Source organism: Caproiciproducens galactitolivorans, from assembly GCF_029266045.1.
In the GTDB taxonomy this organism is placed as follows: Bacteria; Bacillota; Clostridia; order Oscillospirales; family Acutalibacteraceae; genus Caproiciproducens; species Caproiciproducens galactitolivorans.
Map to the genome: position 1 here is coordinate 28,092 of NZ_JAJUFJ010000014.1, position 21,406 is coordinate 49,497.

17 protein-coding genes and 1 tRNA gene are annotated in these 21,406 nt (G+C 52.0%); 8 read left to right on the forward strand and 10 right to left on the reverse strand.

Annotated features, from left to right (window positions below; genetic code table 11):
- Positions 1-60 precede the first annotated feature (60 nt).
- From P9B68_RS10140 to P9B68_RS10150, 3 genes are all read right to left on the reverse strand, one after another.
- On the reverse strand, positions 61-744 hold the full coding sequence (locus P9B68_RS10140; RefSeq protein WP_135659428.1) for a Crp/Fnr family transcriptional regulator: 684 nt from the start codon (positions 742-744) through the stop codon (positions 61-63).
- A gap of 246 nt (positions 745-990) precedes the next feature.
- Positions 991-1,296 carry a thioredoxin gene (gene trxA, locus P9B68_RS10145; RefSeq protein ID WP_135659430.1) on the reverse strand — a complete coding sequence of 102 codons (306 nt, stop codon included), beginning with the start codon at positions 1,294-1,296 and terminating at the stop codon, positions 991-993.
- Positions 1,297-1,381: 85 nt separating this feature from the next.
- Complete coding sequence (locus P9B68_RS10150; RefSeq protein WP_330566977.1) at positions 1,382-2,320, reverse strand: NAD(P)/FAD-dependent oxidoreductase; 939 nt, start codon at positions 2,318-2,320, stop codon at positions 1,382-1,384.
- A gap of 140 nt (positions 2,321-2,460) precedes the next feature.
- Here P9B68_RS10150 and P9B68_RS10155 point away from each other — a divergent pair, with 140 nt between their 5' ends.
- The gene (locus P9B68_RS10155; RefSeq protein ID WP_135659434.1) at positions 2,461-4,905 is read left to right on the forward strand and encodes an FAD-dependent oxidoreductase; all 2,445 of its coding nucleotides are present in this window, start codon (positions 2,461-2,463) and stop codon (positions 4,903-4,905) included.
- Between the two features lie 52 nt (positions 4,906-4,957).
- Here the strand turns inward: P9B68_RS10155 and larC are convergent, their stop codons facing one another.
- The 3 genes from larC to larE are packed head-to-tail and all read right to left on the reverse strand — an operon-like array spanning position 4,958 to position 7,676.
- Positions 4,958-6,160 (reverse strand): nickel pincer cofactor biosynthesis protein LarC, encoded by a 1,203-nt coding sequence (gene larC / locus P9B68_RS10160; RefSeq protein ID WP_277668967.1) that lies wholly within the window; start codon positions 6,158-6,160, stop codon positions 4,958-4,960.
- Entirely contained in the window at positions 6,157-6,915 is a 759-nt protein-coding gene (larB, locus tag P9B68_RS10165; protein ID WP_135659438.1) for a nickel pincer cofactor biosynthesis protein LarB, read from the reverse strand. Before larB ends, larC begins: the two co-directional genes overlap by 4 nt.
- 14 nt (positions 6,916-6,929) lie before the next feature.
- Entirely contained in the window at positions 6,930-7,676 is a 747-nt protein-coding gene (gene larE / locus P9B68_RS10170) for an ATP-dependent sacrificial sulfur transferase LarE (RefSeq protein WP_135659440.1), read from the reverse strand.
- A gap of 219 nt (positions 7,677-7,895) precedes the next feature.
- On the opposite strand from larE, the gene P9B68_RS10175 reads away from it, so the two are divergent.
- The 5 genes from P9B68_RS10175 (at position 7,896) to P9B68_RS10195 (ending at position 11,791) form a co-directional block, all read left to right on the forward strand.
- Positions 7,896-8,306, forward strand: coding sequence for a DUF3842 family protein (locus tag P9B68_RS10175; RefSeq protein WP_135659442.1), 411 nt, complete (start codon positions 7,896-7,898; stop codon positions 8,304-8,306).
- Positions 8,307-8,437: 131 nt separating this feature from the next.
- Positions 8,438-8,514 (forward strand) — tRNA-Arg (locus tag P9B68_RS10180).
- Between the two features lie 463 nt (positions 8,515-8,977).
- On the forward strand, positions 8,978-10,225 hold the full coding sequence (locus tag P9B68_RS10185) for a hypothetical protein (RefSeq protein ID WP_135659444.1): 1,248 nt from the start codon (positions 8,978-8,980) through the stop codon (positions 10,223-10,225).
- Positions 10,226-10,487: 262 nt separating this feature from the next.
- On the forward strand, positions 10,488-11,111 hold the full coding sequence (locus P9B68_RS10190; RefSeq protein ID WP_135659446.1) for a potassium channel family protein: 624 nt from the start codon (positions 10,488-10,490) through the stop codon (positions 11,109-11,111).
- A gap of 17 nt (positions 11,112-11,128) precedes the next feature.
- On the forward strand, positions 11,129-11,791 hold the full coding sequence (locus P9B68_RS10195) for a potassium channel family protein (RefSeq protein ID WP_135659448.1): 663 nt from the start codon (positions 11,129-11,131) through the stop codon (positions 11,789-11,791).
- Positions 11,792-11,851: 60 nt separating this feature from the next.
- Here P9B68_RS10195 and P9B68_RS10200 read toward each other — a convergent pair whose 3' ends face one another.
- From P9B68_RS10200 to P9B68_RS10210, 3 genes are all read right to left on the reverse strand, one after another.
- On the reverse strand, positions 11,852-13,237 hold the full coding sequence (locus P9B68_RS10200; RefSeq protein ID WP_277668968.1) for a TrkH family potassium uptake protein: 1,386 nt from the start codon (positions 13,235-13,237) through the stop codon (positions 11,852-11,854).
- A 12-nt stretch (positions 13,238-13,249) separates the two neighbouring features.
- Positions 13,250-13,774: a QueT transporter family protein gene (locus tag P9B68_RS10205; protein WP_277668969.1), complete on the reverse strand. Its 525-nt coding sequence runs from the start codon at positions 13,772-13,774 to the stop codon at positions 13,250-13,252.
- A gap of 171 nt (positions 13,775-13,945) precedes the next feature.
- Positions 13,946-15,331, reverse strand: coding sequence for a hemolysin family protein (locus tag P9B68_RS10210; RefSeq protein WP_277668970.1), 1,386 nt, complete (start codon positions 15,329-15,331; stop codon positions 13,946-13,948).
- A 334-nt stretch (positions 15,332-15,665) separates the two neighbouring features.
- Here P9B68_RS10210 and nifJ point away from each other — a divergent pair, with 334 nt between their 5' ends.
- The gene (nifJ, locus tag P9B68_RS10215) at positions 15,666-19,229 is read left to right on the forward strand and encodes a pyruvate:ferredoxin (flavodoxin) oxidoreductase (protein ID WP_135659456.1); all 3,564 of its coding nucleotides are present in this window, start codon (positions 15,666-15,668) and stop codon (positions 19,227-19,229) included.
- Positions 19,230-19,324: 95 nt separating this feature from the next.
- Here the strand turns inward: nifJ and P9B68_RS10220 are convergent, their stop codons facing one another.
- On the reverse strand, positions 19,325-19,849 hold the full coding sequence (locus P9B68_RS10220; RefSeq protein ID WP_135659458.1) for a cob(I)yrinic acid a,c-diamide adenosyltransferase: 525 nt from the start codon (positions 19,847-19,849) through the stop codon (positions 19,325-19,327).
- 178 nt (positions 19,850-20,027) lie between these two features.
- Here P9B68_RS10220 and P9B68_RS10225 point away from each other — a divergent pair, with 178 nt between their 5' ends.
- Entirely contained in the window at positions 20,028-21,404 is a 1,377-nt protein-coding gene (locus tag P9B68_RS10225; protein ID WP_135659460.1) for a S1C family serine protease, read from the forward strand.
- Positions 21,405-21,406 lie beyond the last annotated feature (2 nt).

Genomic DNA, 21,406 nt, shown 5'->3' on the forward strand with positions numbered 1-21,406 from the left:
CTCAAACCCGCGCTGCCGCTTTTTCACCGGGTAAATCCGTATTTCTGCCGCGGGCCTCGGCTATTTCTCCGACAGCTTTTCGAGCTTCTTCCGGCTGCTGATCGTAACCCCGCCCCGGAACAGCGAAACCATGCCCTCGCTCTGGAAGTATTTGAGCATGCGGGTGACGACCTCGCGCGCGGAACCCAAATGGTTTGCAATCGCCTCCTGCGTAATGTGAAGCGTGTCGGAGCCTTCCACAGCAGATTGCTCCAAAAGGAAGTTCGCAAGCCTTCGGTCGAAGCTTGTAAAGAGAACCTGTTCCATAATCCACATTACGTCGGAAAAACGGGAGGAGATTAACTGATTGGTGAAGCCGGACACCGCAAGCGTGCTCTCGTTCAGCTCATTGTACACCGCTGTCGGGATCAGCAGCACGCGGCTTTCGCTTTCCGCTTCGATGGAAATGTCAAAGGTGATGTTTTTCAGCATGCAGGCAGCCGAAAAAATGCAGGCGTCCCGTTCGAACAGGCGGTAAATGGTGATCTCCTTGCCGGTGTCGGAAAGGATATAGGCGCGAAGATGCCCGCTTTTTACAAGAATCAGCCCCAGGCAGTCCTGCGAGCCGTCGTGCAGGCTCTGTCCCTTTTTAACCGTAAACGCGGAAGCTGTCGCTTCGATTCTTTCTTTTTGATTCTGCGAAAGCGCATTCCAGAAAGGAAGAGCCTCTTTCATGAATTCCAGTTCCGTTTTTGCTATCGCCATACAGCCGCCCCCTATTCTATATTCCCAGTATTTCCTTGCTCTTATTATACTACGGTATCGAAAAAGAGCAACGGCTGCTCCTCTTCGCGGACTTGCCCGCGGCAAAGCGAACGCCCCGCGTCAAAAGACGCGGGGCGTGGATTCAGCAGGGGTTTCATAGCGTTTACCAAAATGCGCTTTTTTAGTGATTCCTGCAGGCTTCCGTATAATTATTTTGCAGCAGTATTTTTTAATAAACGGTTAATTTTAAAGCATATCCAGAATGGATTGTTTGCTGCGGGAACCGACGGCGGTATTCGCGACTTTCCCGTCTTTCATCACGATGAGTGTCGGGATGCTCATTACGCCGAACTGGGAGGCAAGCTCCGGCTGTTCGTCCACATTGACCTTGCCGACCTTGATATTCGGGTTTTCCTCCGCGATTTCGTCCACAATCGGGGAGACCATGCGGCAGGGACCGCACCACGGCGCCCAGAAGTCAATAAGAACAGGCTTGTCGGACCGAACGGCTTCCTGTGTAAAATTCTCATTTGTCAATGTAATTACAGACATCTTTCTTCTCCTTTTCTAATTGGAATTGGTATTTGTATTTTCTGCTTTTATTATACGCAATTAGGGTTCCTTTTCTGTGACATAATCACCGTGCTTTTTTCAGCTTGCGGTAATATTGGATGGCGCTGGTCGCGGCTTTTGCCCCGTCATAAACCGCTTTGGAAATCTGAAGCATGCCGCCGGTGCAGTCGCCTGCGGCGTACAGCCCGGGAACGCTGGTCTGCATATTCTCATCCACGACGATGCGTCCGCCCTCAGTCTGGGCGCCTATGGAGCGGGCGAAATCCCCGCTGGAAGCCACGCCCTGTGCGACAAATACGCCGGAAACGGGCAGCGCGGAGCCGTCTTTAAACCGGACGGTTTCCAATACCTTGCCGCCCTGCAGCGCGGCGATTTCCCGTTTGTCCACCGGAATTTCCGGGGGAAATGCGGCGGCTGGTTCGCAACCATTGGTAAGTACCGTAACCGAGCCGACAACGGGAAGCAGCTCCTGCGCTTCGTGCAGGGCGTAGTTTCCGTCCCCCAGCACAGCGACATGTTTTCCCCGGTAAAAGAATGCGTCACAGACGGCGCAGTAGCTGACGCCCTTTCCCTCCAATTCGCGCAGCCCTTCAATCGCGGGCGCCCTGCGCGCCGCGCCCGTTGCCAAAATCACGATCGGCGCCTGATATTCCTCTGTTTTTGTCTGGACGGTAAATCCGCCGTCGTATTGGATTCCTACCACCTCGTCCTCAATGGTGGTAACGCCAAGCCGGGAAGCCTGATCCAGCCCGTTGCGGACAAGCTGTTCGCCGGAAATCGGTTCGGGAAAGCCGTAATAATTTTCAATTTCCCCCGCTTTGGAAAGAGACCCGCTGTCACGCCCGATCACCAGCGTTTCCAGCCCGGCGCGCGCCGTATACGCCGCCGCGGAAATTCCGGCGGGACCGTTTCCCAGGATGATCACATCGGACATTTTTAACACCTTCTCTGCCGTTTCTGGCTTTAGTATATGCCAAAGCCGGTTAATATTCCGTGACAACATCACAAAATCCTTCCTTATTGTGATTTTGTCACGGAATATGTTTTTTTTTCATGATATCATAAATTTGCAAAACAGGACAGTTGTTTTACAATTTCTTTGTTAATTTTTTATTTTAAATGATTTCGAAAGGTGGAAGGAAAATGAAGGTATTGATCGTAGGCGGCGTTGCCGGCGGTGCAAGCGCGGCAACAAGGCTTCGCAGGCAAAGCGAAGACGCCCAGATTATTTTGTTTGAAAAAGGCGAATATATTTCCTACGCAAACTGTGGCTTACCTTATTATATAGGCGGGACGATCCGGGACAGGGAGCGGCTGATCGTAACCACCCCACAACTGCTTCGCGACCGCTTCCGCATTGACGTCCGCACGATGAGCGAGGTTGTGAAGATTGACCGCGCGAAAAAAATGGTCACCGTAAAAAACCATGCCGACGGTACGGTGTATGAGGAAAGCTACGACAAGCTGATCCTTTCCCCGGGCGCGCAGCCGAAGCGCCCCCCGCTGCCGGGTATTGACAGCGAGGGAATATTCACCCTGCGCACCGTTCCCGACACATACCGGATTGACGAATACATCCGGGAAACGAAGGCGGAGAGCGCGGTTGTGGTCGGCGCGGGCTTCATCGGCGTGGAAATGGCGGAAAACCTGAAAAAGCGCGGGCTGGATGTGACGATTGTCGAATACCTGGATCAGGCCATCGCTTCGCTCGACCCGGAAATGGCGGCGATCCTGCACCGGCACCTGCGGGAAAACGGAATCCGGCTGCTGTTCGGCACAGGGGTGCAGGGCTTTGAAAAGGCGGAGAATCTGAAAGTGAAGCTGACCGGGGAAAAAGAGATTTGCGCCGATCTGGTGGTTCTGAGCATCGGCGTTGCGCCGGACAGCAGCCTTGCAAAGGACGCCGGGCTTGAGCTGAGCGTCGGCGGAAGCATTCAGGTGAACGATACCCTCCAGACCTCGGATCCGGATATTTATGCTGTTGGCGACGCCATTAGTGTGCGGCAGTTCCTGACCGGCGAGGATACGCTGGTTCCGCTTGCAGGTCCGGCAAACCGCCAGGGCCGCCTCGCGGGGGAAAATGTCCTGGGCAGAAGGGTCGGAATCAACGACGGCGTGCAGGGAAGCGCGATTCTGAAGGTGTTTGATATGACCGCGGCATCTACTGGCATGAATGAAAAGCAGTTGAAAGCGAAAAAAATCCCTTATCAAAGGACATATATCCATCCGGCGGACCATGCCACCTATTATCCGGGTTCTTCGCAGATCAGCATGAAGCTGCTGTTTGCGCCGGACGGGAAAATTTTGGGCGCGCAGGTGGTCGGGTTTGACGGTGTGGATAAGCGCATCGATGTGCTGGCGACCGCGCTCCGCTTTGGCGGCACGGTATACGATCTGGAAAAGCTGGAGCTTTGCTACGCGCCGCCCTATTCCTCTGCGAAAGACCCGGTCAATATCCTCGGCTTTACAGCCGCCAATATTCTGCGCGGGGATGTAAAGGTATTTTACTTCGACGAAGTCGACGCGCTCGACCGAAGCAAGGTCAGCCTTGTAGACACAAGAACCCCTTCGGAAGTGCAGGCGGGCACGATTGACGGCGCAATCAATATCCCGCTGGATCAGCTGCGTGAGCGTATGCAGGAACTGCCGAAGGAAAAGCCGGTATATGTATTCTGCCAGGTGGGTTTGCGCGGCTATCTTGCGGCCCGCATCCTGATGCAGAATGGGTATGACGTAAAAAACCTCAGCGGGGGCTATAAAACCTATATCACCGCGAAGGGCGACCGGGAACAACCGACGGGTACGGACTGCATCGGCTGTAAAAAAAAACTGACTGAACCGGTGGCGCCAGCGTGCGGTAAGGATGTAAAAATAATCGAAGTGGACGCTTGCGGCTTGCAGTGCCCCGGACCGATCATGAAGGTTTCGGAGGGGATAAAAAGCATCCGTGAAGGCGAATGCCTGAAGGTCCGCGCGACAGACCCGGCGTTTGCTTCGGATATCCGCATTTGGTGCGAACGGACGGGTAACCCGCTGCTTGGCGTGGAACGCGAAGGGAGCACGTATTCCGTTACCATCCGGAAAGGCGACGCGGCGCCCGCCGCCTCGGCAGCAGGCGGGAACGGCAAGAGCATGGTGGTGTTCAGCGGCGACCTTGACAAAGCACTTGCGGCGCTGATCATTGCCAACGGCGCGGCTTCCATGGGAAGAAAGGTCACCTTGTTCTTCACTTTCTGGGGGCTGAATATTCTTCGCAAAAACGAATATGTGCCCGTAAAGAAGAATTTTATTGAGAAGATGTTCGGCATGATGATGCCCCGCGGCAGTAAAAAGCTGGGCCTTTCCAAAATGAACATGCTCGGCATGGGGCCGAAAATGATCCGCAGCGTGATGAAAAGCAAAAATGTTTCTTCTTTGGAAGAACTTCTCCGTTCGGCAATCGACAATGGGGTGCGGATTGTCGCCTGCCAGATGTCCATGGATATCATGGGAATCAAGCGGGAGGAACTGATCGACGGAGTGGAAATCGCCGGGGTGGCAACCTTCCTTGGCTCCGCAGAGCAGTCGGACACAAACCTGTTTATCTGATGGATAAGACCACAAAACCCTCCGGAAAACCGGAGGGTTTCTTTATGAACGGTTATTTTATAAATTCTTTTTCCGCTTCGGCAAAAGCCTGCTTGTAAACCGCGTCAAAGGGTGCGCCGTGCGCTTCGGCGGCTTTTTTCACATCCTCATATTCCGGCTTGTATTTTGTAATCCCGCAGCCTTGGCTGACTTTTATCCGGATGGGGCCGTATGCGGTTTGAACGGTTCGGAAAGAGGATTTTAAGATTGTGCGGGAGCAGGGCGACATTCGCACGCCCAGCGTCGTGGTGTGCAGAAGAATCAGCCGCATAAAACGTTCCTGCATATCCGGCTTGCACAGGCAGGTCAGAAGGACGGAAGGGCGGCCCTTTTTCATTTGAACCGGCGTTGTGAAAACGTCCAGCGCGCCGGCTTCAAACAGCCGGTCGGCCGCGAAAGCGATAGCCTCCGGCGTCATGTCGTCAAGATTGCAGCGCAGCTCCGCAATTTCGTCCGCGTAATCCTCTGTTTCCGACCAGAAGGCCCGTACGCAGTTTGCCGCTTCGAAGTCCTTTGTTCCCATGCCGCATCCGATTTTGTCCACCCACATCGGGGGCATCGGCCCGAAACGGGTGGCGAAGTGCCGCAGAAGCGCAGCGCCCGTTGGCGTGCAAAGCTCTCCGCGGATCTCGCCGCTATAAATGGGAACGCCTGTTAAAAGCCGGGCTGTTGCAGGGGCCGGAACGGGAAGCAAGCCGTGCGCACAGCGGACAAAACCGCTCCCTACGTGAACCGGGGAAGCTGTGATTTCATCCGCACCCAGCAGATAAAACAGCAGGCAGCAGCCGACAACGTCGGCGACGGCGTCCAAAGTACCGACCTCATGGAAGTGGATCTGTTCCAGAGTAACGCCGTGGACATGCGCTTCCGCTTCGCCGATTTTTCGGTAGACGGCCAGCGCGTCTTCCCGGACTTCTTCCGGCACCGGGAGCTGTGCAATCAGGGATTTTATGCTTTCATAGCTGTGTGCGTTTGTTTCCGCGCGGCAGGATTGTGCTGGTACTTCGTTTTCCTCCCACCCGTTTACGGTGACAACCATATGGCTTCCGGAAATGCCGCATTTTACAGAGGGGACACAGCTTACCGTAACCCCCGGAAGCCCGAGGGTGTTCATCTGCTTTAAAAAGCCCTCCCGGTCGGGGAAAAGCTCCAGCAGGGCGGCCGTCAGCATATCCCCGGCGGCGCCCATATTGCATTCGATATAAAGCCGTTTCATTCCTTGTCCCCCAAATGATTAATCCTGCTGGCGAGAAAGCCCGCGCCGAAGCCATTGTCGATGTTTACGACGCTGACGCCGCTCGCGCAGGAGTTCAGCATGGAAAGCAGGGCGGACACACCGCCGAAATTCGCCCCGTAGCCGATGCTGGTCGGCACAGCGATCACAGGGCAGTCCGCAAGGCCGCCGATCACGCTTGCAAGCGCTCCTTCCATGCCCGCAACGGCGACGATCACGCGCGCTTTGAGAATCACGTCCAGCTTGGAAAGCAGGCGGTGAAGTCCAGCAACGCCTACATCGTACAGACGGGTGACCTTGTTCCCCAAAGCTTCCGCTGTACGGGCGGCTTCTTCCGCTACGGGAAGGTCGCTAGTTCCGGCGGATGCGACGACAATAATGCCGGAGGAGGTGATTTCCGCTTTGCGCCCTGCAATTCCGAGCCTGGATACCTCGTCGTAGTCCAGCGGGATTGCTTTTTCCACTATTTCTGCGGCTTCGGTGGAAAGCCGGGTAATTAGGATGGTCCCCACGCCGTTTTTTCGCATGGCGGACGCGATGCCCATAATCTGCTCCGGTGTTTTTCCGCTTCCGTAGATGACTTCGGGCACGCCCTGCCGCAGTTCGCGGTGCAGATCCACTTTCGCGTAGCCCAAATCTTCGTAAGGGCTTGTCCGAAGCTTTAAAACCGCCTTTTCGGGGGAAAGGGTTCCGTTCTTTACCTCCTGAAGTAGTGCCAGCGTCTTTTTTGAGTCCATTTTTGTCCTTCCTTTCAGCCCCGCGGTGTTAAGTCCAGCAGTACTCCGTCGAACCAGCGGGAAAGCTCCTTTGTGAGTTCATCCTTCTTCGAAAGCGCCATGGAAAACTGGCTTTCGGGAAGCTGGAGCTTTGCGGCGCCGTGGAAATAGCGCACGCGGAAGTTAGTGAACCCCATGGAAAACAGGGCCGTCTCAGCCTGTTCTGCTTTTTTCAGCAACTCCGGGGTAATTTCGGTCCCGGTGGGAATACGCGTCGCCAGGCAGGCGTAAGCCGGTTTATCGTGCGTAAAAAGCCCGGCTTCTTTGGAAAACCGCCGGATTTCGGGTTTTGTCAGGCCGCATTCGCGCAGGGGCGAGCGGACGCCCAGTTCCTTTAAAGCCCGCATGCCGGGACGGTCGTCCGCAAGGTCGGAGGCGTTTGAGCCGTCGATCAACAGCGAGTAGCCGTCTTTTTGTGCTAGCTCTCGAAGCCGGGTGAACAAAGCTGTTTTGCAATAATAACAGCGAAGCGGGCCGTTTGCCGCAACCTGCGTGTCTTTTAGCACGTCAATTTCCGCAACGGTAAACGGAACGCCAAGTTCATCGGCCAGCCGCTTCGCGTCGTCCAGTTCAAACTGCGGCTGGAAAGCGGAGTAAATGAAATATGCGTGAATATCACAGCCGTAATACTTTGCGGCATACAGCAGATAAGAAGAATCGGTGCCGCCGGAAAAGGCGAGGGCGGCGCTTGGATTTTCAGCAAAAAATGTTTTTAGATTCATTTTAACTCCTCGTGCATATCTGTGTTAAAACCGGATTGCTTAGGGATATGCGTCTATTTGGCGGTATGCACGGTTTCAGCCATGCGTTTCTATCTGAACATTTTACCTTTGGACAGTAGGTTTGTCAATTGAAACAGCGGGGGATTTTCGTTGACGAACAATCCATTTAATGCTATGATAATTAAGGATTTTATACGGTGTATTTTTTGGAGGAAAAGAATGAGAGTGGTTGTAATCGACGGTCAGGGCGGCGGGATGGGCCGAAGTTTGGTGGAAAAGCTGAAGGCGGAAATTCCAAGCGTTAAGGTGATTGCGGTCGGAACCAATTCTCTTGCCACCTCTGCAATGCTGAAAGCGGGTGCGGACGCTGGCGCGACCGGGGAAAACGCGGTGATTTTCAATTGTTCCCACGCCGATATTATTACCGGCCCGATCGGCATTCTTCTGGCAAATGCCATGCTGGGCGAAATATCCCCGAAAATGGCGTGCGCCGTTTCCGCAAGCATGGCGCAGAAGGTGTTGGTTCCGGTTTCCACCTGCCGTGTGCATATTGCCGGAACGGAGGATAGGCCCATGGCGAAATACATAGAGCAGACGGTTGAAATGATCAAAAAACTGATCAGCCAGTAATGAATCTTTGATACGCAGATGAAAGCCGGTGGGCGAAGCGGTTCTTCAGGAGCATGGCTGTGTTTCCACTCCTTTTATGATTGCTGTGTTGACTTCTCAAAGGATTGTGTTATAATAGTAAAGCTAAATATCCGCCCGTGGCGAAGCTGGATATCGCAGCAGATTCCGATTCTGAAGGCCGGGGGTTCGAATCCCTCCGGGCGGGCCAAAAACAGGATGTGGCTTTTGCCCCGTCCTGTTTTTTAGTTCGAGCCGACAGGGTGAGAACCCCCTGGCGCAAGTTTTGGGAAGCACTTTCTTGTTTTTTCTGAATTTATTGGAGGTACTCGCGGAACGCGGGCTGGGGATTGCACCGCCTTCGAATCCCTCCGGCAGACCAAATGCTAAACCCGCATGAACGCTGATTTTTTTCAGTATTCATGCGGGTTTTCCACGTTTTCAGAGTGTTTTATATCGGACTATTATATTGCTTAAAACATAAAAATACAGTAAAAAATGCAACACGAAATGCCCGCATTCATGGCCGGGAGGGTGGGCAAAAATCCTACCGTTAGTCAGTAATCATAGGTGGCTTCTTCGACGGTTGCAATTGCGAACTTTTTGCAAAAAACATGAAAATATGTTATAATTAATTTATAGAAATATAAGTGAATGCAGGAAGGAGCAATTGTTTGAATACGAAAAGAATCAAAATAGGTGTCGGTTTTGCAACGGGGCGCAGGCACTTTCAAAAGGTGCTGAAAACCTATATTTATAACTGGCACGAGGAATGCGGACTGGCCCAGAATGAAAGCATGGAAATTCATCCGATCGTCGCATACGACCTGCGTTTTGCAAACGCGAAGAAAACAGACTTTACAAATATCCAAAACGAATTAAGAGATTTAGTTGGCGATATTTATTTTGCGGACGCCGAGTTTATCAAAAAAGAAACCGATGAAATGATTCGCAGGGGCATACTAAGCGAAAAGGAGGTTCATTTGCTGTTTGGGAGCGGGTATGCCGGGAAACGCAACGCGGTGCTTTACACCGCATTGAAAAAAGGAATGGACTACCTTCTTTTCCTGGATGACGACGAATATCCCATTGCGGTGACCAATACGCGTTCCACCGCGGTATGGGGCGGTCAGCACGTGCTGAAAACGCATTTGGAATACATAAAAGACGCGGATATTACCAATGGGTACCACTGCGGATACATTTCCCCCATTCCGCAGATTGCATTTAATGATACGTTGAAAAAAGAAGATTTCAAGCAATTCATTGAGGCGCTGAGCAATGATATTATTCGCTGGGACACCATTCATTCCCTTATGAAAAACGGCGGGGTAACCTATGCCGACCCCGGAATCATAACGGCGGATCGGGCACAGGAGGTGCCGGAAACCAACTGCACGAAGTTTATTTCCGGCAGCAATCTTTGCATTCGCCTGACCGGGCAAAAACAGATTTACCCGTTTTACAACCCGCCGGGCGCGCGGGGGGAAGATACCTTTTTGAGCACATGTCTGACAGGCAGCAAGGTTCTTCGCGTTCCCTGCTACACCTTCCACGACGGTTTTTCAACTTATAAGCATTTAATGGATGGCGTACTGCCGATCAAGTTAAAACCAATCCTTCCGGATTCCGGGAAAGTGATCGACCGGTTTTACAACTGCTGCGTCGGCTGGGTTCGATACAAGCCCCTGCTGCTGTATATTACACAGAGGGAGGATTACGGGAGGCGGATCACGGAGATGCGCTCCGCGCTTGGCGAAACGCTCCCGAAGGTGAGCAAATATTTCGGAAAGGACGACTTTGTGAAAATCCGGAAGGAACTGGACCGGTATGACGCAAACGTCCGGAAGCATTACGATCAGTTCCAGAAGACGAAAGAGGTCTGGGAAAGGGTTCTGGAGGATCTTCGATGCGAGGCTTAGATTGGTCCGGAGTTGGAATGACCATCTGGCGGAATCCTGCCTGAATTGCAAGGCGCTGTTCCATGGCTGGTGGAAAAGATCCCCTCGTGCTGTCCCGGGCGGTGCTTTCTTTTTTATACAATAGAAATCGGACGAATTCCCGGGAACTTTGGGAGATTAAGCGTTATTATCATGAATTTTTGTAAATACCATGGACTTTAATCTGCTGCCGGAGTATAATGGCTGATTATAGACAATTCGTATGCAGCAAAGGAGCGATATTGTGAATGTTCTTGTTGTAGGATGCGGAAGGCTGGGAACACGTCTGGCAGAGATTTTGGATGAGCATGGACACGACGTTGCCGTGGTGGATTCCAATCCTGACGCATTCCGGAACTTAAGTGAAGATTTCAGCGGGCTAACAATCACCGGCATGCCGATGGATATGCAGGTGCTGCAGAACGCGGGAGTGCAAAATTGCGACGCAGTAGCGGTTGTCACACCGGACGATAATCTGAACATAACCGTGTCACAGATTGTCCGCGAATTTTTCGGTGTGAAAAATGTGGTCGCGCGGATTTCCGACCCGGCGCGCGAAAATGTATTCAAGCGGTTCGGGCTGAAAACCGTCTGTCCCACAAAGCTGGCGGGTGACGCGATGTTTACCGCGCTGACACAGCCCTTAAGCCCCAAAAATCTATCGTTTGAAACGGCAACGGTTACCTTTCACTGCCGTGCCGTAGATAAAGCGCATGACGGTGCGGTTGTGGAGTCTGTGCCGATGGACGGGGGAGAAACCATCTTTGGCGTGTTGCGCACGAGTGGGGAGATGGAGCTTTACACGGTTGGAAAGAGTATGATGCTTGCTGAGGGCGATCAGGTCATTTTCGCTAAGGTAGTGGATTGAATTAGGGTGAGGAAATTATGAAGATTATAATTGTAGGCGGAGGAAAGCTTGGCCATCAAATAGCCGGCAATATGTTGGATAGAAAATATACCGTTAAACTAATTGAAAAGGACAAGGCGAAATGTATGCGCCTTGCGAATGAACTGGACGCAGAGGTAATCTGCGGCGACGGCACCGAAATTGAAGCGCTAGACGCCGCCGGAACCAGAAACGCGGACTGCTTTATCGCGGTGACGGGCAGCGATCAGGATAATCTGGTGGCTTCCCAGCTTGCGCGAATCGAATTCAAAGCGAAAAAGGTCATTGCAAGGGCAAACGACCCACGTAATCTGGAGGCGCTCCGAACGCTGGGTACGAGCATCGTCGTAAGCAGTACGGAAATAATTACCAGTTTAATCGAGCAGGAGGTAAATGTGTCGGGGATGCATCTGCTTGCAACGCTGAATAAGGGGAAAGCCAGCATTTGCTCCATTACGCTTTCAGACAACACCTCTCTAAACGGTACAGCGCTGAAGGATATAATACTGCCAGAGGGGTCGCTGATCGTTTCCATTGTGCGGGGGGAAGACACGATGATTCCGAATGGTTTGACGAAAATCCGCGCCGGGGACGAAATTGTCGCCGTCTGCATGGGCGACAGCCAGAAAGAGCTCATGAAGATTCTGGGAGCCACGGCTTAGAAGAAAGCAAAAAAAATCCCACCGTTTTGCGGTGGGATTTTGTATATTTAATTGTAGGGATTAACCAACGATCACTTTGCCTTCCGGAAGGATGGAGCCGTTCGCATGATGCCCCTTCTGTAGTGTCAGTGCAAGTCCGAGCGAAACGGGGCCGACGCGCCCAACGTACATTGTAAACGTTACGGCAAGCTTCGAAACCCAGCTTAGCGTTTGCGTAACACCCGCAGTAAGCCCAACCGTACCGAATCCGGAGGTTGCTTCGAACAGGGCGTCGATGCCGCTGATATCCTGATCGGCAGACAGAATGATCCCGGTGGTAATCAGGACGAGCAATGCCGCGCTGAAAACAATCGCAAGCGAACGGTAAACCGTAAGCTTGTCCAGCCTTCTTTTTAAAATCGTCGCTTCCTCGTTCCCTTTCATCACGCTGACGACAGTTGCCAGAAGAACCACAAAGGTGGTGGTTTTAATGCCGCCGCCGGTTCCGGCAGGGGAAGCGCCGATAAACATCAGGATTACCGTGAGGATTTTTGTAAAATCATGCTCTTTGGCGATGTCAACAGTACAGAAGCCGGCTGTGCGCGGGCTGACCGACTGGAACAGCGAAGCGTTCAGCTTCGTGCCGAAATCCATGCCTTTTAGAGTGTTGTTATTTTCGCATAAGAAAAATAGCACGGCGCCTAGAACAATCAGAAAGGCGCTCATGCTTAAAGCAATAGTGGAATGGAAATTCAGGTGTTCCGGCTTTTTTTTATGTATTCTTTTTAATATATGGGAGTAATAAATATCGGCTACGACAATGAACCCAATCCCGCCGATTATGATCAGCGCTTCCACCGTTAGGCAGATCAGCGGGTCGCTCACATAGGGAATCAGGCTGCCATCCTTCATGACGAATCCGAAAATATCGAAGCCCGCGTTGCAGTAGGCGGAAACAGAAGTGAATACGGCGATCCATATTCCCTTGGAACCGAACTGCGGTACAAATCGCAACATCATCAGGAGTGAGCCAGCCGATTCGCAAAGGAAGGTGAAAATCAGGATCATTTTCACCAGATGAGTAATATTGATTGTGTCCCCGCTTGTATTCTCCGTCGCAAGCTGCAGATCGCGCAGGCCGAGCTTCCGATGCAGCAAAAGCGAAAAACCGGTGGTCAGCGTAATGACCCCCAGGCCACCGATCTGGATCAGCAAAAGGATAATCACCTGACCCAGCAGGTTCCAGTGAGTCCAGGTGTCGAAGGCGATCAGCCCCGTGACGCAGGTTGCGGAGGTTGCCGTAAACAACGCGTCTACAAACGATGTGGGCAGTCCGCTTCTTGATACGGCGGGCAGGGTAAGCAAAAATGCGCCCGCCAGAATTACAACGGCGAAGCTGACGACAATCAGCCTAACCGGCGGAACATTTTTCAACCGCCTTTTTACCCGGAACGCTTCTTCTCCCATAAAAGAAACACCTCAAGACAAAAATATTTTTCTTTTTTCCCCAATCTTTTGCAGGGCAGCCACCAAAGGCAGCCCCAGAAAAAAGCATATTACCAGTTCTCCCGCGCCAACGGTAAGCGCGGCGCTCCAAAAGCCTGCCCAAGATAAGCCCTTGGGGGAAAACACCGCAATTTCCAACCCGATGACCACCGCGTTAAACAGGACGGGGGGCAGCGGCGCCAGAAAGGGTATGTTTTTCACGCGGACATTCCGCAATTGGCGGGTTGCAATGGCCGCCAAAAGGGTGGCCATTGTGCCAAATATCATGTCGGCCGCGCCGTACCCGCTCCAGATGTTTGAAAGCAGGCATCCGACCGCAAGCCCGGGAATAGCTGCCGGGGTAAATACCGGCAAAAGGGTAAGTGCTTCGGAAAAACGGAATTGGACAGGGCCGTAAGCAAGGTTCGCCATCGCTGCCAGCAAGGTCAGCACCGTGTAAATCGCGGCGATCATTGCACCCTGCACCAAATACTGTAAGTGCTGTGCATTTTTTCTCATGTTTTCTGAGCCTCCGTAGTTTTGTTTAAGGTCAGGATGTTGCGACTGACCGTGCCGTTACCGACAATACATTACAATACTACAAATATAATAAAAAAGCAACCGGAATCGGTATCCATTTTGATTGAATACCCCGGCATTCCGGTTGTATTTCTATTCTTTTGCGTTGTTTTATCCGGTTTGCTCCGGTTCCGGCAGTTTTTCAATCAAAATCTTGGAGATTCTGCGTTCTTCAACCTCTTGAACCGTGAGCATCAGATTTTCGATCTGTACGCAAGGGTGTTCGCCCGGCTTGGGGATTCGGCCAAGCATTTCCACCACAAGACCCGCGATGGTGTCGTAGTCGCCCTCCGGCAGTTCCACACCGACCAGGTCGGAAATTTCATAAATGGAAGTGCCACCGTCAACGGTGAATTTATTTTCATCCACTTTATGTATTTCCTCTTCCTCGTGGTCATATTCATCCTGAATGTTGCCAACAATCGATTCCAGCATATCCTCCATGGTGACGATACCTTCGGTACCGCCGTATTCGTCCACGATAATCGCAATTTGCGTCCGGTTCTCGGTCATCTCGGCGAAAAGCTGGCTGCAGTGCTTGCTTTCCGGCACAAAATAGGCCGGGCGCATCAGGTCGGTGATTTTTATATCCGGCTCCAGCGGGCTGCCGACAAACTGGAGCAGATCCTTCACATAGATGACGCCGAGCACTTCGTCCAGATCCTCATGGTAAACCGGGATACGGGAATGTCCCTTTTCCATAGACAGCTTCACTACATCCTGGATCGTGGCGGTGTCCTCGACCGCATCCACCTCGGTGCGGTGCGTCATGACCTCGCTTGCCGTAATATCGCTGAAATCGAAAATATTGGAAATCATGTCCTTGGCGGTTTCGCCAATCACGCCCCGTTCCTCGCCGGCGTCCACCATCATCAGGATTTCTTCCTCGGTGACGGTCTGCTCGGAAGCGTTGGGGTCAACGCCAAGCAGCTTTAAAACCACGTTGGTTGAAAAAGATAAGAAGGCGATAAACGGTTTAAACACCGTTGAGGTGCCCTGCAGGATTCCGACGAACCGGAAGGAAAGCTGTTCCGCGCGCTGCATGGCGATTTTTTTCGGGACCAATTCACCCAAAACCAGCGAGAAATATGAGAGGAGCAAGGTGATCAGTACGGTGGATACTCCGTAAATAAGGCTTTGGGAAGCGGGCAGGAATGAAAGAGCGTCCGCAAGGTTCCCGGCAAAGCTTTGGGAAGCGGAAGCGGAGCTTAAGAAGCCGCTCAGCGTAACGCCGACCTGAATCGTGGCGAGAAAGCGGCTGGAGTTTTCCGTCAGCTTCATAATTTGGGCGGCTTTTTTATTTCCATTCTCCGCCATTTTCCGGATCTTATTATCATTTAAAGTGATGACGGCGATTTCGCTCGCGGAAAAAAACGCGTTGGTTAAAATCAGCAAAAGCAAAATCAGGATGGAAACAAACGGGCTTGGCTGCTGCTCCACAGCAGCAGGAAGTACGCTTAAAAAATGAAAAAAAGAGCCGTCAGGTTCAGGAGACATTCAGTTTTCCCCTTTCAGAAATGAAATTATTTAACATTTATTCTATCGTATTTTTAGTGGAAATGTCAATCAGCCGGAAAAGGGCTTGCGCCCTGTGCGCGCGAGCATGCCAAAGCCACAACGACGTGGCTGCTGAAAGCCGCTTTACAGGGGTGCCAGCGCCCCCAAAACAGTAGATTTTCGTAAACTTATTTAAGAGGATGTAAATTCTACCGGGTTTTAAGGAAATATTCTTTACATATCCTAAGAAAGATGATAAAATTTAGACAAGGTACGCGTATTTGGCCTGTACCGTGGTAAATAGATTATCCTTAAAGGAGGAAAATAAAAAGAAATGGATTCAAGAAAGATGAAAACTATGGATGGCAACAACGCCGCCGCGCACGTTTCGTACGCATTTACGGATGTTGCAGCCATCTACCCGATCACCCCGTCTTCTGTTATGGCTGACGAAACAGATAAGTATGCGGCGGCCGGCAGAAAAAATCTTTTCGGTAGAGAAGTTAAGGTTACCGAAATGCAGTCCGAAGCCGGTGCGGCTGGCGCTGTGCACGGTTCGCTTGCGGCCGGTGCGCTGACAACAACCTATACCGCTTCCCAGGGTCTTCTTCTGATGATCCCCAACATGTATAAGATGGCGGGCGAATTCCTGCCGAGCGTTATCCACTGCTCCGCACGTTCCCTGTCAACCCATGCTCTTTGCATTTTTGGCGATCATTCCGACGTTTATGCATGCCGCCAGACCGGTTATGCAATGCTTTGCTCTAACAGCCCGCAGGAAGTAATGGATCTGGGTGCAGTTGCCCACCTTTCTGCAATTAAAGGCCGTGTGCCTTTCCTGCATTTCTTTGATGGTTTCCGCACCTCTCACGAGGTTCAGAAAATCCACATGTGGGATTACGCCGATTTGGGCGAGCTCCTTGACTGGGACGCCGTTGAAGCCTTCCGCCGCCATGCAATGAACCCAGAGCACCCGGTAATCCGCGGTACGGCCCAGAACGACGATATGTTCTTCCAGGCAAGCGAGGCAGGAAACGAGCAGTACAATAAACTGCCGGAAGTCGTTGTGGACTATATGAACAAGATCAATGCAAAGATCGGCAGCGATTACAAGCCGTTCAACTACTACGGTGCTCCGGATGCGGAGAGGGTTATCATTGCCATGGGTTCTGTCTGTGAAACAGGGGAAGAGGTTGTTGATTACCTGAACGCGGCGGGTGACAAGGTCGGACTTGTGAAAGTAAGACTGTACAGGCCTTTTGTTGCAAAATATCTGCTTGATGTTTTACCGAAGACTGTTAAGAAGATTTCCGTACTCGACAGAACTAGAGAGCCGGGTTCCATTGGCGAGCCTCTGTATCTGGACGTTCTCGCAGCCCTTAGCGGCACCGAATTCGGTACTGTTCCGGTTTACACCGGTCGTTACGGCCTTGGCTCCAAGGATACAACCCCGGGTCAGCTTGTTGCCGTATACCGCAACATGGAAAGCGACACGCCGAAGAAGCGCTTCACAATCGGCATTGTCGATGACGTTACGCATCTTTCCCTCGAAGTTAAGGAAAATCCAGATACCACTCCGAAAGGCACACATTCCTGCAAATTCTGGGGCCTTGGCGCCGACGGCACCGTTGGTGCAAACAAGAACTCCATTAAGATTATTGGCGACCATACGGATATGTATGCACAGGGTTACTTCGCCTATGATTCTAAGAAATCCGGCGGCTTGACCGTTTCCCACCTGCGCTTTGGGGACAAGCCGATCAAGTCCACCTACTATATCAGCCAAGCGGACTTCGTTGCCTGCCATAAGCCTTCCTACGTATATGAGTACGATATGGTTCAGGATCTGAAGAAGGGCGGCAGCTTCCTTTTGAACTGCCAGTGGGATCTCGAAGAACTGGACAAGAGGCTGCCGGCGAAAATGAAGAGATATATCGCGGAAAACGATATCAACTTCTACACCATCGACGGTATTAAGCTTGGTAAGGAAATCGGTCTGGGCGGCCGCATCAACACCATCCTCCAGTCCGCTTTCTTTAAGATTGCAAACATTATTCCTTCCGATAAGGCTATTCAGTACATGAAGGATGCGGCTCTGCATTCTTATGCTAAGAAGGGCCAGAAGGTTGTCGAGATGAACTACGCTGCAATTGAGCGCGGCGCAACCGACTTTGTTAAGGTACAGGTTCCGGAATCCTGGAAGAACTGCACCGACGGCACAGAGGAAAAGAAGGTTACCGAAGGCAGGAAGGAAACAGTTGAGTATGTAAACAACATCATGAATCCTGCGAATAAATACAAGGGCAACCAGCTTCCTGTTTCCGCGTTCCTCAAAATGGCTGACGGTACGGTTCCGTCCGGCTCGGCTGCTTATGAGAAGCGCGGCATCGCAATCGACGTTCCGGAATGGATTCCGGAAAACTGCATCCAGTGTAACTTCTGCTCTTATGTTTGCCCGCATTCCGTTATCCGCCCTGTCGCAATGACACAGGCCGAAGCCGACGCGGCACCGAAGAGCCAGAAGTACAAGGACATGACCGGCATCCCCGGCATGAAGTTCGGTATCACGGTTTCCACCTTCGACTGCACGGGCTGCGGCTCCTGCGCAAGCGTCTGCCCGGGAACAAAGGGCAACAAGGCGCTCGTTATGAAGCCGATCGATTCCCAGACTGCAAGCCAGGAGGGCTTCAACTACGGTCTTACGCTCAGCGAGAAACCGGAAGTTGCACAAAAGTTCAAGGAGACAACTGTAAAGGGCAGCCAGTTCAAACAGCCGTTGCTTGAGTTCTCCGGCGCATGTGCGGGCTGCGGTGAAACTCCTTACGCAAAGCTGATCACCCAGCTCTTCGGCGACAGAATGTATATTGCCAACGCAACGGGCTGCTCCTCCATCTGGGGCGCTTCCGCACCGGCAACTCCTTACACCGTTAACAAGAAGGGATTCGGTCCCGCGTGGAACAACTCCCTGTTTGAAGACAACGCAGAGTTTGGCTACGGCATGGCGCTCGCTCAGAACGCAATCCGAGGCAGACTTGCGGAATATGTTGAGAAGATCGAAGCTTCCGACAATGCTTCCGCTTCCTTGAAAGAAGCTTGCAGGAACTACCTTGCAACCGCACAGGACAGCGGCGCAAACCGCCCGGCTACCGATGCGCTGATTGCACAGCTTGAAGAAGCGGCAAAGGGCAGCGACGAAGTTGCCGAGCTTGCGAAGAAGACCTTGAAGGATAAGGACTTCCTCGCCAAGAAGTCCATGTGGATCTTCGGCGGCGACGGTTGGGCTTATGATATCGGCTTCGGCGGTCTTGACCATGTTCTTGCTTCCGGCGAGAATGTCAATGTCTTCGTCTTCGATACCGAAGTGTATTCCAATACAGGCGGACAGGCTTCCAAGTCCACCCCGATCGGTTCCGTTGCACAGTTTGCCGCAACCGGTAAGGGAACAAAGAAGAAGGATCTTCCGGCAATTGCAATGAGCTACGGCTACGTATATGTTGCCCATGTTGCTATGGGTGCCGACATGAACCAGTGCATCAAGGCGATTACGGAAGCGGAAAGCTACAACGGCCCGTCCCTCATTATCGGGTATGCACCGTGCATTAACCACGGTATTAAGGGCGGCATGAGCATTGCTCAGCTTGAGGAGAAGAAGGCGGTTGAGGCCGGCTACTGGACCAACTTCCGTTACGATCCTCGTCTTGCGGAGCAGGGCAAGAATCCGTTCCAGCTCGACAGTAAGGCTCCGACAGCCAGCTATCGTGACTTCATCATGGGTGAAGTTCGTTACAACGCACTTACCCGCGCATTCCCAGAGCGCGCAGAGGCTCTGTTCCAGAAGGCCGAAAAGATTGCGGCCGAGAATTACGAGCATCTCGTGAAACTCTCCAAGATGGAATAATCTATTTACCGTTGAAAGGGCCCCGCACAAGTGTACTGTGCGGGGCCCTTTTTGTTTGCATATTTCAGATAATAAGGAGGAAGAAGGACACTAGTTTAAAACTCGATCCCCTTTCGTGCGGGAATTCCACGGTCGTAGGGATGCTTTATTTTCCGGATTTCCGAAACATAGTCGGCAAGCTCCAGAACCTCCGGCTCCGGGTCGCGTCCCGTAAGAACAAGCTCCAGGTTTTGGGGCTTGTTTTTTATAAGGTCGATCAGCAAGCTTTTGTCAAGCAGGCCGCAGTTGACGGCACCGAAGACCTCGTCGAGGATGAAAACGTCATATTCCCCCGCGTGAACGGCGGAAGCCGCGCGGTGGAACTGTCCCGCGCAAAGAGCCGCAGTTTCCTCCAATTCCTGTTTGGTCATTTGAAAAGTGAATTTTATGCGGTCCAGGGAGGGAAGGATATGGAAATCCTTCAGATCCCGGAGCACGTTCAGCTCGCCGGAGGTGGTTCCTTTTAAAAATTGGACCATCAAAACCCGCTTCCCGCTGCCGCAGGCGCGGATCCCAAGGCCGACCGCCGCGGTGGTTTTGCCCTTCCCGTCGCCGCAGTATATATGGACAAGTCCGTTCATGTGATTCCTCCTTTGCGTTTCTTTGCTGGCAATGTTCATATTTTGGACAAACAGCCTTTACATATTTTTTGAAAAATAATCATAAAAATATAAACTAATTGTCACATCGTTTTCACATTGAAACGGCATAATAACAACCATAGAAGCAATTAAGAACAATTTGAGAGGAGCTGGTACAATGTATCATCCGTTTGAAGATAAAGACCGGACAAATCAGAATACATGGGATACGGGCTACACCAATTCGGGACAGACCCAGTGGCAGGGCGATTATTACCACTATAGTAAACCGAAGGAGCCGACATCCTACAGTTGGCAGTCGCCCGCGCCAAAACCGCCTTTTTATCAGGAACAGAAAACAAAAAAATTCGGTGGGAAGAAAACCTTTTTAAAAGTTGTGGCAGGAGTCCTCTGCTGTATGATGATCTCAGTCGGCTCCATTGCAGGCTTTACAGCGCTGGTCAATAATGGCTATATCAAGCTTGGAACATCCAGTACTTCCACAAGCGCACCAGCGTTTACCGTAAATAGAGTCGTGAACAGCACGACCAATACAGCGACAGCCGGCGAGCTGACAAAACAGCAGATTGCGCAAAAGGTCATTCCCTCCGTTGTCTGTATCCAGAATTATCAGATTACCCAGAGCACCCGCTATACAATCGGCGGAACAACCGAGAGAAACGGCACGAAAAGCAGCGAGGATGATGACACGGTAAGCCCCGCCAGCGAAGGCTCCGGGATTATTACAACGAGCGATGGTTATATTATAACAAACGCGCACGTTGTGGATGGCGCTTCCTCCCTGAAAGTGATTTTATCAAACGGCACGAAATACGAGGCGAAGCTGATCGGCAGCGACAGCGTAACCGACCTTGCCGTAATCAAAATAGATGCCACGGGCCTTACGCCGGCGGAGTTCGGTTCTTCGGATGACCTAAAGGTTGCGGATACCGTTATGGCAATCGGCAACCCGGGCGGCATGGAGTTCAACTCCAGCGTAACCGTAGGCTATGTTTCCGCGCTGAACCGTGAAATTACCAATTCGGAAACCGGCTATACCATGAAATGCATCCAGACCGACGCGGCAATTAACCCGGGTAACTCCGGCGGTGCGCTGGTCAACATGTACGGCCAGGTCGTTGGCATCAACTCATCCAAAATCGTGGCGAGCGGCTACGAAGGGCTTGGCTTTGCGATTCCGGTCAACGAGGCGCAGCCCATTATCAGCGACTTAAAGCAGTACGGATACGTGAAGGATCGCGCGGTGCTGGGGATTTCCGGAAAGTTCATCGATTCCATGACTTCGCGGTTCTATAACCTGCCCGTGGGCATGTACGTTAGCTCGGTGAGCAGTCAGAACGTTACGGCCGCAGGGATTAATAAGGGCGATGTAATCACAAAGATCGACGGCAAGGATGTAAACAGCCAGAATGTGATAACCAGTGTGATCAGCACAAAGAAGCCCGGGGATACGGTTACGTTGAACGTGACAAATTCCCTGACAGGGGAAAGCTTTACCGCCAAAGTGAAGCTGTCCCAGGCAACCGGAAAATAACG